We start from the raw sequence: 13,974 nt of genomic DNA on the forward strand, positions 1-13,974 counted from the left end.
TTTAAATATGCAAAAAATATAACTTTTTTCAGGCTAAATCTTACATGTTTTCTTAACAATTTATTCAACTATGATAGAATTTATCTTCTAAAAAAATCTTGTTTTATTTTTTCAATAGTATTTTTCCATGAAAATTTCCAAACCTTTTTCCATTACTATACTTCACATTAGTTCTTGCCAATGAATATCTATAACAGACAATTGTCACTGAATACTGATACTGCCAACAGAACACCAAACACTACCAATTATTACGTAATTTCGAACTTTCAATAAATTGCTAAGAATGGAAGTGAATAAAATGCTAGCGTATATTACAAAGGTCATTGAACAAATGCCACAAGATTGGTTGAACTTAACAACGCATCGGTTGGATATTTACAATGAAGAACTGGCTAAAGTCCAGTTTTTAGACCAGTTTATCCACCTAGCAAAAGAAGGGAACTCCAGTACTACAGCATTGAGCAATTTACCTACGGCGTATGACTACATTCGCTTGGGTCACCCATTGTCCTGTGTGTTAGAATGGGCAATTGGGAATATCAACGGGTTGCCGGCCGAGCAGGTGATCAGTTTTCAATCTAAGACGGCACCTATTTTAGCCATTTTAAGAAAAAATCTTTTAGCGCAGAGAAATACGCTTATCACATACACCAACGAGCTCCCAAGTGCATTTGATATTGATGTGCTAAAATCCATTTACGCTTTTTCTTTTGAGCTGAAAAAAGTGGATAGTCCCGCTGATGTGGAATCGTTCAATGGCAGTACCATTTTCATCTCACAGCAACATGACAGTTCAGCTATAAGCGTATCATCGCATATAGACTTTTACATTAATATGTATGCAGAATTGGGAAGTGTATTGCTTATCAACGGTGCAGAAAATATACATTACATTTTAGATATTCAGCATTTTAGACGTAGGGAAACCGTAGCCATGACACCTCATAATTGTTTGAATGCTTTACTGTCTTTGGTGCAACTACCGGCTGAAAATTCGGTAACAAAGAATACGACCGAGCATAAAGCTGCCGTGTTGGATTTGATCCGACAGGTGAGTGGCAGCCAGACCACACCATTGGTAGCATCTAGCGGATTATCCGTTCAATATGCGATTCTAATGGGCTTGGTGCATGACGCTCTGGAAAACCATAAGGGCAAAGCCATTAAAATTGTGGTTCCACCAAATTGCTACGGTGGCACCAATGATCAAGCAAGGCGCGTTGCCGCTTGCAGCGATGCCATAGAAATTGTGGATTTACTGGTAGATGGTGACAATGATATGGTGCAAAGCATTGATCATGTTTTGGAACAAATAGCTGCCCAAGATGCCATTCCTTATATTATTGCGGAAATACCAACAAATCCCAGAGTTGAAGTTCCCGACCTTCAAAATCTAAGGGCAGTATTAAGTGCCAAACGAAAAACCGATGCTGGTAGCCAGGCTATTGATCCCGTATTTATTTTGGACCAAACGTTTTGCCCAAATGTCCATTTTTTAGGTGATTCCGACGTTCTTTCATCTGTTAGAACCATTTCATTTGCCAGTGGTTCTAAATTTCCAAGTGGTGGTAAGTGTACCGCCGGATATTGTATAGCGAATAAAAAAGCGGAAGCTTTGATCGAAAAAATACAGTTGCACTTAGCCCTTTGTGATAATGAAGCTACGGATTTGCAATATGAAATTTTAGCAAAACAAATGCCGTCTATGATGCAGCGAATTCATGATGCCTATATCAATACACGAGATTTTGTTTCCTTTATAGAAAAAACATTGCCTACGGCGAAAATTAATTTTGTTTCAGAGGCATTGGCAAAGGAAGGTTTTACGCCATCGGTCTTTTCCTTGGACCTACCCACGAAAGGGAATACTCCAGAAGAAAAGGAGGCGTACAAAAGAAAAATGAACGCCCTGTTGATCGATTTAATGATTACCGAAATACCTGATGAAAGTAAGTATTGCGTCAGCTACGGACAATTGAAAGGGTGTTATTGGACCATACCGGCAACGTCAACACAGGGTACCACCAAAGAGGACGATAAGGATTATATCGCCCGTGTATCGCTTTCCCCTAATATGGACTTAGGACGCCATAAAGAGGTCTTCTTGAAGTTCGTGGAACAAATGTAAAAATGGCTAGGGTCGGGCTATTCTATGTAGCCCTGCTTACGCATCCAATCATCATTGAACATTTTACCGACATATCTACTACCGTGGTCATGAAATAAAACCACCACAACATCATCTTTGGTAAAGTGTTCCTTTAACTGCAAAACGCCTTTAATGGCAGAACCGGCAGAATTGCCCAAGAACATACCTTCTTCCTTTGCCAAACGCTGGGTGTATACCGCACCGTCTTTATCGGTTACTTTGGTAAATCCGTCAATAATATCAAAGTTTACGTTTTTGGGTAGAATGTCTTCGCCAATACCTTCGGTTACATAAGGGTAGATTTCTTTCTCATCAAAAATTCCCGTTTCGTGGTATTTTTTAAAAACGCTACCATAGGTATCTATACCCCAAACTTTTATATTGGGATTCTGTTCTTTTAAATACTTGCCCACACCAGAAATTGTGCCTCCGGTACCCACACCAACTACAAAATGGGTAATCTTACCATCGGTCTGTTTCCAAATTTCAGGTCCGGTGCTTTCGTAGTGGGCTTTTGCATTACTTGGGTTGTCATACTGATTTACATACCAACTATTAGGCGTCTCTTTCGCCAATCTTTTGGAAACCGAATAATAGGAACGTGGGTCATCTGGCTCAACAGCAGTAGGGCACACGACCACTTCTGCACCTACGGCACGTAAAATGTCGCACTTTTCTTTGGACTGTTTATCCGCCAATACAAAAATACACTTGTAGCCTTTTACAATTGCAGCCAATGCCAAACCCATACCTGTATTGCCAGATGTACCTTCAATAATGGTACCGCCAGGTTGCAATCTTCCATCCGCTTCAGCATCTTCGATCATCTTTAAGGCCATACGATCCTTAACCGAATTACCAGGGTTAAATGTCTCATATTTAGCCAATACCAAACAGGGCAATTCTGCCGTAAGTGTATTGATCTTTACAAGGGGAGTATTACCAATTGTTCCCAATATATTTTCTGCGTATTCCATAGCTGCTATTAAAGTCAATCAAAAGTATAAAACGAGAATGACGAAAGCAATTTTGTTGCAGATACATCAAAAAATAAATGAAGCTTTTGTTTTGGTATGATAACGATAGCTACCGTACGACAGTAACCTCTAACTCAACTTTTAAGGTTTCAAATAGGCTTTTAACTTCTAAAACGGTACTGGTCTGTTTTATCCCATGCTTTTTTACCCAGTCTTGGAAAATATCAAAAGAGGCAAAAAATTCATCTGATGACGTGGTGTAAATATTTAATCGCACAATATTCTTGCATGCATACCCAGCTTCATCAATGACCTTTTCTAAATTGCTTATGGTGTCCGTAATTTGGCTTCTCATATTGCCGGTACTAGATATACCGTTATCATCAATGGCTGTTTGACCGGAGATGTACAACGTAGCTTCTGGCTTTACGACTTCAACCGCATGAACATAACTTCTTTCATTCTGCCACTCCCAGGGATTAATTATTCTTCGTTCCATGCTATTTTATATTTGGTGTTCATTTTTACACTACAAATATTCGAATTAAAGCACCGTTGAAGTGTGACATACATCACAATTATAAAACTAGAAAAGGCTAAGAGGATAATCTGCTAAGTGTTTCTCGTGATACACCCAAATATGAAGCTAACAAGGTTTTTGGTACGCGTTGAAATAATGTTGGATGTGTTTTGAGCAATTGCTCATACCTACCTTTGGCGTCTGATGTTAGAAAAGATACAATCCTATTTTGCGAGGCGATATGACCTAAATTTGATTTCATTAAAAAGAAACGCTCCATTTTTGGAAATGCCGATGACAAGGTATGGTAATTTTCAAGGGGTAAAGCGTATACACTGGTGGGTTCAATTGTCTGTAATGCCATGGAAGCATTGGTTTGCATGAAATAGGCGGAAAAATCACTTTCCCACCAATCTTCCATAGCAAATGAAATAATATGTTCTTTACCATCTTGGTCTACCAACACCAATTTTAAGAGTCCGGAGACAATAAAATAACAGTGATTTACTTTTTCTCCCTGCCGAATAAGAAAATCCTTTTTACCATAATTTTCGAATGAGAAGTATGAAAGCACTTCTACAAATTCATCATCTGTAAGAGGCACTAATTTTTGAATATGTTGTTTTAACTTCTCTTCCATTGATTATGAACTAAAGGTCGATATAATTAAAAAACAAAGCAATTACATGTCACCGTACTTATAATCAAGTTATTCACGATATTTTTGATGTTGGACTATTCCTCTGTCCAATAATCCATTACCAAAACATCGGCAATGATAGGTCCTACTTTGGCTACTAAATCTAAGTGGGCTTTATGAAAAAGGTATATTTCCCTACCGTGTTCATCGTTAAATGTCAGCGTGAAGGTATGTGTAAAACCTTTGCTGGCGCCTTCTTCACTATCATTTATTCCCCATTCCAATGCCGTAATCTGTGGAATTTGGTCTTTAAGGGCTACAAAAGTTTGTTCCGCTTCCTTAATCTGCGCATTGGTAGCATCTGATTTATATTTTAAATGAACCACGTGCCTCAGTTTTTTATGATCTCTATTTATTTTAGGCAGTACATTGTAGGTCACCAATTTATGTAAATCGAACCGAAACGAACCTGCAATGAGAAAATCCTTTTCGCCAATGGAGTGCGACCTTAAACCGTAATAAATGGAATACCCCGTTTCCAAATAGTTCATAGGGCTAAGAGTCCCTTCCTTATTCAACTTTAGCAATTGTATAGCCTCATCATCTCTAGTGCCTACCGCCAATACCGCTTCATCAGTATTGACCGAAATGACTTCTATTCTTGTTTGCCCGGATAATTTAGTGCTCTCGTCATCCTTCAGAACAAAATGTGGTACTAATGCACCCTTCTTATCGACCTTGAAAACACTTACACCGTCACCATGGTACACAAAATCTTTTCTTTTTATAAAATTGCCCCTTTTGTAGTATTTATGATGTCTGTGACCTACAATTACATAATGCTGATCTTCCAAGGTAACTCCGGTAACGGGGTAAGTGCCCGTGAGGTAGCGATCTGTTTTGTTGTCACTTATATTATTTATATTCTTGAACGTTCCATCTTCATACACCCTAAAACTGCTAACACCATTATCTTGAAAACCACCGGTATATAAATAAGTTTTACCTTTTATTTGATGCACATACATGCCAATAATACCATCTGTATGTACCGTTTCATCATCTTTCATTGACTGTACGTGGGTAAGTGCTCCATTTTCCTGAATTTGAAAACAACTTAGACCGGGATTTTCCTCTAGTCCGCCAACAAACAAATAAGACCCATTTTTCATATGTACTACCTGTAAGGTAATGGCGGTGCCCAAATAGGTATCTTCTGTATCTTCGGTCAATGCCGTACGTTCTAAAGATCCTGAATCCAATATTTTAAAACTTTCAATTACATTTCCATGCTTGTTGGCTACAAATAAAAAGTCATTGTTTTTTATACGGGTAGCTACCATACCCCGTGCCGGACCTTTTTTCATATGCAGTTCATGGTCGCTTATGGGAGAAAGAATTCCGTCTTCATTTAAACCATACACATCTATATTGCCTACACCGCCGGCAAATACATAATGTTTACCGCCTTTCTCATAGCTAGTAACAGAAACAGTGTTTTCACCAGAAATGGCTTTAAAATCCTTTCTGTACAGCATTAAATCATCCGTAGACTGTGCATTGCCTATCTGCGCTATTGCGAAAATTGCAGCAAGCACATATTTAAATGTATTCATGATTTTCTTGTTGTTCATCGTCATTATGTATGCTTAATTTAAAACGTATTTGGCACCTGCAATGGCAATTTCCCTGTCTTGATCTATAGTACCGCCACTAACACCAATTGCCCCAATGATTTCTCCTTGCTTGTTTTTAATAGGATAGCCACCGGGAAAAGTCATGAGTCCGTCATTAGAATGTTCAATATTATAAATAATTCCGCCAGGTTGTGTCAGTTCGCCCAGTTCACCGGTATCCATATTAAAATACCTTGCCGTTTTTGCTTTTTTGATCGCTACATCAATGCTTCCTAAAAAAGATTGGTCCATTCTTATAAACGCTTTTAGGTTAGCACCGGCATCTACCACGGCTATATTTACAAGTACGTCATCGGCTTCCGCTTTTGACTTTGCTTCAAGTAACACTTCCAAAGCTTCATTATGGGTAATGTTATAGGTTACTTGCGCATAAGCGCCATCCATTAGTATTAAAAATATCAATGTAAGTATCAGTCGGTTTACTTTTAGTAATTGTTTCATACCTCTCTATGCTGTTTTGCTTTACAAAAATTGAAAACAGTACCGAGAATAAAGTTGAACTTGTTCAACTATGGTTAATTTAATGAAATTTAAAGCTGTTTTTTTATTTTACTTAGAAATTCATGTGTGATGCCGAGATAGCTAGAAGTCTGCCGATCCGTTAATTTAGAAGCAATTTCCGGGTAGGTAGATGTGAAGAGAAGATATCTTTCTTTTGCCGTTAAGCTATGGTTTTGCACCAACCTGCGCTGCCATGCCACGACGGACTTCTGAAACATGATGCGAAACAATTTTTCTGCAGACGGTATTGCCGCGTATAGTTGTTCCTTGTTCTTCCTATTAATAATCAGCACTTGACTATCCTCTAAAGCCTGAATGTTCAATTCTGAGGGTTTGTTGTTCATAAAACTATCTATGTCCATAAGCCACCAATCTTTTGCGGCGAAGAACATGGTGTTTTCATTCCCTTTTTTGTCCAAGGTAAACGTTCTAAAACAACCTTCTAGCACAAAACCTTCAAACTTGCAGATTTCACCTTGTTGTAATATGAAATCTTTTTTATCAATAGTCTTTAGATGAAAATAGCTGCAAAATTCTTGTTCTTCATCTTTTGATAAATGAATAATTTTATTAACATGCGCTATTAAAGGGTCGAAAATCATTGATGGTCTTATATTCTATATTATATCCCAAAGTGATTAATAGGACCATTGCCATGACCCAAGATTTTATCTTTACCCGCGGCAATAGCTTGGTTTACGTAATTACACCCTTTTGTAATTGCTTCACCCATAGAAAATCCTAAACTTAAATAAGCTGCAATGCTTGAAGAAAGACTACAACCAGTACCATGTATATTAGTGGTGTTAACCCTTGGGTTGGTGATGATTTTTACTGTTTTGGTCTCATGAACATAAAAAACATCGGTCATAATAAAAGAATCATTATCCACATGACCACCTTTCAACAAAACGGAGACTTGAAACTGTTCACCAATTTTTTGTGCCATAGCTTTCATGTTGTCCACATTGATTTTTTCATTGATCAATAATTCCGCTTCGGGTATGTTAGGCGTAATCAAGCTCACCTTTGGCAGAAAATCCTTTAAACATTCAATAGCATCGTCCGCAATTAATTTATGACCGGATGTACTTATCATAACAGGATCCAATACAATATTAGTTGCTTTATACTCGGTCAATTTAGCCGCTACCATATTGATTACCTCGCAAGAATGGAGCATACCAATTTTAATGGCGCCAAAATAAATATCACTCAATACGGCATCTAGTTGTTTTTCCAAATGTGCAATGGGTATAGCGTGTATATCTGTTACACCTTGCGTATTCTGAGCCGTGGTGGCCGTTATTACCGTTGCCGCAAATGCTCCGCAGGCGCTAATACTTTTAATATCCGCTTGTATGCCGGCACAACCCCCAGAATCGCTCCCAGCTATACTTAACACACTATTATAGGTTCTATTTAAATCTTCCATGCTTCTTTATTATAGGCGCTATCCCAAAACATCCATTCCAATTTAGATGCTTGTATAAAAGCTGTTTTCATTTTTTGTAAAACTTCTTCCGGAGCATTTTCCGCATACCTATTGGTAATGGCTACCGCATTATTGACCGAGGTTGCAAATTCTTCCCCGCCATAGGTATCTATCCAATCTTGATATGGATTATCTGCTTTATTGGTTTGGTTTTCTTGAATGTAATCCCCAATTTCTTTGTAAATGGTAAAGCAGGGGAGCACGGCTGCCAACGCTTCTTCTAAAGAATGGTTTGCTACCATACGTGTTAAATAACTAGTGTACAATTCACAAGTTGGCGAGGGCTCGTGTGTTAACCGATTATCTTTCAAGAAAATTTGATGTAGCGCATTTTCAACATGAATAATGCCGGTTGCCGAATCCAGAAAAAACTGTGTGTCGTTTTCATGCTGACACTTAACACCCACTATAGCAAGTACTTTTTTATACTCCGCCAAATACATGGCGTCTTGATTGATGTAAAATTGAAATACATCCGATGACAGCGTGCCGTTCATCAGTTCTTTGATAAAGGGCTGTTGTTTTATTGCTTCTAGAATAAAATCTGTTTCTTGTCTTACTAGTGTGTACCAGTCTTGCATACTATTTGTTTTAATTCTTTTGTTGCCGTTAGAGATTCAACTGCTTTTGAAATTGCGGAAACTACGGCAATACCGTCGGCTCCATTGCTTATAATTTCTGCCGTATTATTTTTGTTGATGCCACCAATACAGACCATAGGTTTGTTATATACTTTTCGTATTGATCTAAGACCTGAAATTCCCAAAGGTTTTGCCAGGTCTGTAGTTTTCGTATCCGTTGAAAAAATAGGGGAGATGCCAATATAATCTGCCGCTTGGGCATTATCCTTTATAGCTTGTTCCAAAGTACTTACCGATAGTCCGATAATGGAACTTTTTCCTAGTAGACGTCTGGCAACATTAAATGGCATATCGGTTTGTCCAATGTGAACTCCGTCTGCATTCACTGCCAGTGCAATGTCTATACAGTCATTAATAATCAATGGAATGTTATAAACAACACACAACTCTTTTGCATGAACGGCACGTTTGTAAAATGTAGCCGTGTCGCAGGTCTTCTCACGTAATTGTACCGATGTTACACCGCCCTTTAAAGCAGCTTCTAGAATAGCAAAAAAGGTATTATCGTCCCTAATACTATCATCGGTAACATACATTAAAGCGTAATCTATTTTAGGCATTCGTCTTAACTTTTACCGCTAAAACTTCAGGGGAAAGCTCATATAGACTATCATAAAAATTCATTTGAAAACTACCCGGACCGGCACTCTTTTCATTGGCCATATCACCTGCAACGCCCATAATGGCCATTGCAGTAACTGCAGCTAAATGTGTATTTTCCTCAACCCCCAAACAAGCACCTACCATAGCGGTTGCTGTACAGCCCATACCGGTAATTTTTGCCATAAGCGGGCTTCCATTTTCTATTTTACTAATAGTATCTGCAGTGATGATGTAATCTATAGCACCACTGATCACTACGGTATTATTAAGTTGCTTGGCAAGTAGGGTAGCACCTTCAATGGCATCTTGGGTATCCATTGTACTATCAACACCTTTAGTGGAATTGGTCAATTTAGCCAAGGCCATTATCTCCGAGGCGTTTCCACGAATTACATTGGGTATTGCTGTCTCTATGATTTTCTGTGCGACTTCCGTTCTGTATGCAGATGCACCAACGCCAACCGGGTCGAAAACAAAAGGGGTATTGGTCGCCTTGGCTTGTGCTGCAGCCATTAGCATACTTTCTACCCATTTGTCGCTCAGTGTTCCCATATTAATGACCAGTGAAGAAGAAATAGCAACAATATCCTTGACCTCTTCTTTAGCATGTGCCATTACAGGAGATGCACCAACAGCCAATAAAGCATTGGCAGTATTGTTCATGACTACATAATTGGTAATATTATGAACTAAAGGACTCTTACTTCTTATTTTTTGTAATATCTCGGAAATACTGCTCATTGAATACTTATAATCGATTATTTTGGTGAGCAACTAAGTTCGCTAAATTCAAAAAAATAGAAAACAATAATGTATTAGTATTGTGTAAAGTTATTAACGTTAGTTTCTTAATAATGATTTAAATAGCTTAAGCAAACAGTTTTTTGAACAATAGACGTCTACATTTCAATGGCTGATATGGTAGCCACCTTTACTTTGATTTGTAATCATCGTTTTTAGAAAAATACCCTTCGTTTGATATTGCAGCATCACTAACTACTATACTAGCCGTTTTGAACCAAACTTCTGCATAATTGCCATCGGCATATTGCTTTTGAATATCGCCACCATGGGTTTCTGCACCAGAACACCAGTTCATGTTTTCATCTGGAGATTTGCCGTTGGTTTGATTATAAGCGCCCAATTTAAAAAAGCAGCCTTCACCAGTGTATGCTTCTTTTCGTTCTACACCATCTTGACCAATAGGGAAGAACAATTTCTTGGTTTGCTCAGGTATATCCGCTTGTGTTGGGTATTCCGATTCCAGTAAATTTTTGGTATACGTTTTGGTATCATGTCCGTCACTCATAAACTTTAAGCTCATGATTCCGTCTTTTACAATAACCTCATAGCTGAATTCTTCACCTAGCGCTATGCCATCTTCAGGTTCTGTAGGATAGGTGTCCGCAGTTTCACCAACTACCGAAAAATCATTGCCCCAAACAGCGGTAGAGTAGTCCCATCTCTTAGAATTATCATCGCCAGCGGTATTGATCTCATAATGCCAAAATACAGAGCCTTTGCTATGACCTGGGTATTTTTTATAAAAGATTTTCAATGGCTCGTTTTCAAAGGCATCTGCGCTATGAATTTGACCCACAACTACCGCGTGGGTTGCTGCCACACGGGCATCTCCCGTAGATGACACGTTCATTACTTTAAGAGTTGCCGTCAATTTGTCATTTGCCGTTTTTGGGTACCATTTTTTAATTTGCGCCAGTTCGGTCCTGGTATTATTGGAAGAGCCATGCGTATTCCCTCCATTGGGTGCTTTAAAAACTACCCAATCATCTTTGCCATCATTGGCAACGTAGAAGAAATCTTTGTTTTCAAAGTTATTGGCTATTCCCGCATTTAAACCATCGCCCAAAATTAATTTCCAATCATCAAAGAACGGAATTACCTCACTTGCGTAAACCGTTTCTTCTGGATCATTCCCAATAGGAGCATCATTTGTTTTCTTGGTTGTGTTCCTACAATTAGTAAAACAAAAAATTGTTACTAACGATGCCAAAGCAATTATATATTTTTTCATTTTCTTACGATATAAAGCGATAAGATAGGAATAGTTTAAACAATTAATAAATTATAGGACATTTTCTATTGAGAAAATGAAGAATAACCTTCTATTCATGAATATCTTGCCAAACCATTACCACTTTACCGCGTGTACGCATTTTTTCAATATGTGCTATTGCTTCTGGTATCTGGGTATACGGATATGACTTTTCTATGTGGACCTTGATTTGTTCTTCTTTAATAAGAGAAGCCAAAACTTTCAAATCTTTAGTATTCGCTTCAGCCGTAAATTGGGTCAATGGGAACTTACTGAAAGCTTTTTTCAATAAAACGGCAAACATATGCCCTATAGTAGTAAAACCGACCATAACACCTCTTTTGCCCATTCGTGTATAATCGGAATGCGTTAGGTTGCCATGAACATCAATGACTACATCATAATTTTCTTTATGCTGGTGAATATCTACCTTATCATACCCAATGATATTATCTGCGCCCATTGATTTTACAAAGTCCGAATTTCTGGAAGAACATACAGCCGTAACATGTGCTCCGTATGCCTTGGCAATTTGGACCGCAAAATGACCCACACCACCAGATGCCCCATTAATCAATACAGATTCTCCAGTTTTTATGTTACCATGCGTAATTATTGCCTGATAAGCTGTTAGACCGGCAATGGGAACACCTGCCATGGTAGTGAATTTTGCATGCTCTGGCATATTAGCACAGATATTATTCGGAACACAAGCAAATTCTGCAAAAGCACCACCACCTAACATTTCACCAAATACATGGTCTCCAATTTTAAAATGCTGCACGCCAGAACCAATTTCTACTACAATTCCTGCAAAATCAGCACCTAATATGGCATCCTTGGGTTTAAAAAGTCCGAACGAAAATCTAGCAAAAAAGGGCTTTCCCCGTAGAATATGCCAATCTGCAGGGTTAGCGGAATTTGCCATCACTTTCACTAAAATATGATTGTTTTTTACAACGGGGCTTTCAACTTCTTCCATTTGAAGAACCTCCGGACCGCCATATTTATACTTGGTAAATGCCTTCATACCCCCTAAAATTGAAATTAGTTACTTTACCTCGTTCTCTAACTCGCTACCTGTCTCAAATGATTTAATATTGTTTAAGGTGATCGTAGTTATTTGATCCATTGCTTCTTTTGTAAAATATGCCTGATGCGATGTAATCAACACATTAGGGAAACTTAATAGTCTCAATATCATATCATCTTGAATGATATGTTCTGAATGATCCTCAAAAAACAGATTTTCTTCCTGCTCATAAACATCGATTCCCAAATATCCTATTTTTCTATCTTTTAGTCCGGCAATGGCATCTTCCGTTTTGATCAGGGCACCTCTACTGGTATTGACGATCATAACACCATCCTTCATTTTAGCAATAGATGCTTTATTGATGATATGCTTGGTATGTTTGTTTAAAGGACAGTGCAACGATATAATATCCGATTGTTGAAATACTTCTTCAAGCGGTAAAAATTCTACTCCTGCAGCTACCAGTTCTTCATTTTCAGCAATGTCATATGCAATGAGCTTACTACCAAAACCTTTTAATAATTTACCGAATGTTGCTCCAATTTTTCCCGTTCCAATAATACCTATGGTTTTATTGCTCAGGTTAAAACCAATAAGGTTCTTTAATGAAAAGTTGCCTTCCCTGACCCGGTTGTAAGCTTTGTGTGTTTTACGGTTAAGGGTCAATATCAAAGCCAAGGCATGCTCTGCAACCGCTTCTGGTGAGTAGGCAGGTACTCTTACTACCTTTATGCCTTCTTTCTCCGCAGCTTCTAAATCTACATTGTTGTAGCCAGCGCAGCGTAGTGCTATTAGTTCTATACCGTTGGCGGATAATATTTTAATAGTTTCTTCATTGACTACATCGTTTACAAAAACACATACCACATTGCAATCTGCCGAAAGTTTGGCAGTATCTGGATTTAAAGCGGTTTCATAAAATGAAAAATTATAGTCATAATCGGCATTATACTTTTCAAAATACTCTTGGTCATAAGATTTGGTACTGAATACGGCAATGTTCATTAAGATAGTTTTGATGATGAATAGTATCTTAAAGTTAACTATACTAGTTTAGTAATCCAATCCTATTTCACGAGTTTTTAGAATGGTATTGTTACTATCTATTTTAATAGTTCGGCTATTTCATTATTGCCCTGCATTTTTGCATGTGATAAGGCCGTATTACCACGGTTATCCTTAATTGTTGCGTCAGCGCCATTTTTTAGCAAATAATTCACAATATCTTTATGGCCAAAGGTGCTGGCATAAATTAACGCCGTTGCATCATTATAGTTTTGCTGATTGACTTTGGCTCCGCTGTCAATAAGTATTTTAGCTAATTCAAAATTACCTTTAAAACAAACACCCATTAATGCCGTATTGCCGGATGTATCTTTAGCATTTACATCGCAACCTTTCTCCAATAGAAATAAAACAACCTCTTTTTGGTTGTTATATGCTGATAATATTAAAGGGGTAAATCCCTTACTATCAACGGCATTTATTGACTCCTTATTTTGATTATAAAGATTGCGTAATGTTTCTACATCTCCCGTTCTAGAAGCCTCAAAAATGTTTTGAGCGTTACCTATAAGTGTACTTATCATAATAGTTAGTATTAGTAAATTCTTCATTATTTTCTGTATTGGAAAAGAGGATGCATAATAGCACCCT

General features: G+C 37.9%; 15 protein-coding genes. 1 reads left to right on the plus strand and 14 read right to left on the minus strand.

From position 1 onward, the window contains the following. Positions 1 to 286: 286 nt before the first annotated feature. Positions 287 to 2,131, plus strand: coding sequence for a PLP-dependent transferase (locus tag CSC80_RS14420; protein WP_099192722.1), 1,845 nt, complete (start codon positions 287 to 289; stop codon positions 2,129 to 2,131). A gap of 17 nt (positions 2,132 to 2,148) precedes the next feature. On the opposite strand, the gene CSC80_RS14425 is transcribed toward CSC80_RS14420, so the two are convergent. From CSC80_RS14425 to CSC80_RS14490, 14 genes are all read right to left on the minus strand, one after another. Beyond that, positions 2,149 to 3,129, minus strand: a complete 981-nt coding sequence (locus CSC80_RS14425; protein WP_099192724.1) for a pyridoxal-phosphate dependent enzyme — start codon at positions 3,127 to 3,129, stop codon at positions 2,149 to 2,151. Positions 3,130 to 3,238: 109 nt separating this feature from the next. After that, entirely contained in the window at positions 3,239 to 3,628 is a 390-nt protein-coding gene (locus CSC80_RS14430) for a RidA family protein (protein ID WP_099192726.1), read from the minus strand. A 97-nt stretch (positions 3,629 to 3,725) separates the two neighbouring features. Further along, entirely contained in the window at positions 3,726 to 4,289 is a 564-nt protein-coding gene (locus CSC80_RS14435) for a Crp/Fnr family transcriptional regulator (RefSeq protein WP_099192727.1), read from the minus strand. A 95-nt stretch (positions 4,290 to 4,384) separates the two neighbouring features. After that, positions 4,385 to 5,923 (minus strand): Dabb family protein, encoded by a 1,539-nt coding sequence (locus CSC80_RS14440; protein ID WP_236973403.1) that lies wholly within the window; start codon positions 5,921 to 5,923, stop codon positions 4,385 to 4,387. Between the two features lie 15 nt (positions 5,924 to 5,938). Next, positions 5,939 to 6,427: a heme-binding protein gene (locus CSC80_RS14445; protein ID WP_099192728.1), complete on the minus strand. Its 489-nt coding sequence runs from the start codon at positions 6,425 to 6,427 to the stop codon at positions 5,939 to 5,941. Positions 6,428 to 6,516: 89 nt separating this feature from the next. Further along, a complete protein-coding gene (locus tag CSC80_RS14450) occupies positions 6,517 to 7,089 on the minus strand; it encodes a Crp/Fnr family transcriptional regulator (RefSeq protein ID WP_099192730.1) in 573 nt (190 codons plus the stop codon). A 20-nt stretch (positions 7,090 to 7,109) separates the two neighbouring features. Continuing rightward, positions 7,110 to 7,922, minus strand: coding sequence for a bifunctional hydroxymethylpyrimidine kinase/phosphomethylpyrimidine kinase (gene thiD, locus CSC80_RS14455; protein ID WP_099192731.1), 813 nt, complete (start codon positions 7,920 to 7,922; stop codon positions 7,110 to 7,112). Then, positions 7,910 to 8,563 carry a thiaminase II gene (gene tenA, locus CSC80_RS14460; protein WP_099192732.1) on the minus strand — a complete coding sequence of 218 codons (654 nt, stop codon included), beginning with the start codon at positions 8,561 to 8,563 and terminating at the stop codon, positions 7,910 to 7,912. The genes thiD and tenA overlap by 13 nt, the downstream gene beginning before the upstream one ends. Then, positions 8,542 to 9,183: a thiamine phosphate synthase gene (gene thiE, locus CSC80_RS14465; protein WP_099192733.1), complete on the minus strand. Its 642-nt coding sequence runs from the start codon at positions 9,181 to 9,183 to the stop codon at positions 8,542 to 8,544. Before thiE ends, tenA begins: the two co-directional genes overlap by 22 nt. Continuing rightward, the gene (gene thiM / locus CSC80_RS14470; protein WP_099192735.1) at positions 9,176 to 9,967 is read right to left on the minus strand and encodes a hydroxyethylthiazole kinase; all 792 of its coding nucleotides are present in this window, start codon (positions 9,965 to 9,967) and stop codon (positions 9,176 to 9,178) included. Before thiM ends, thiE begins: the two co-directional genes overlap by 8 nt. Positions 9,968 to 10,157: 190 nt before the next feature. Then, positions 10,158 to 11,261, minus strand: a complete 1,104-nt coding sequence (locus CSC80_RS14475) for a polysaccharide lyase family 7 protein (RefSeq protein WP_099192737.1) — start codon at positions 11,259 to 11,261, stop codon at positions 10,158 to 10,160. 91 nt (positions 11,262 to 11,352) lie between these two features. Further along, entirely contained in the window at positions 11,353 to 12,312 is a 960-nt protein-coding gene (locus CSC80_RS14480; protein ID WP_099192739.1) for an NAD(P)-dependent alcohol dehydrogenase, read from the minus strand. Between the two features lie 21 nt (positions 12,313 to 12,333). After that, positions 12,334 to 13,323, minus strand: a complete 990-nt coding sequence (locus tag CSC80_RS14485; RefSeq protein WP_099192741.1) for a 2-hydroxyacid dehydrogenase — start codon at positions 13,321 to 13,323, stop codon at positions 12,334 to 12,336. A 98-nt stretch (positions 13,324 to 13,421) separates the two neighbouring features. Further along, positions 13,422 to 13,907: an ankyrin repeat domain-containing protein gene (locus tag CSC80_RS14490; RefSeq protein ID WP_236973404.1), complete on the minus strand. Its 486-nt coding sequence runs from the start codon at positions 13,905 to 13,907 to the stop codon at positions 13,422 to 13,424. Positions 13,908 to 13,974: the final 67 nt, after the last annotated feature.

The sequence above is a fragment of the Maribacter sp. 6B07 genome (assembly GCF_002700155.1).
In the GTDB taxonomy this organism is placed as follows: domain Bacteria; phylum Bacteroidota; class Bacteroidia; order Flavobacteriales; family Flavobacteriaceae; genus Maribacter; species Maribacter dokdonensis.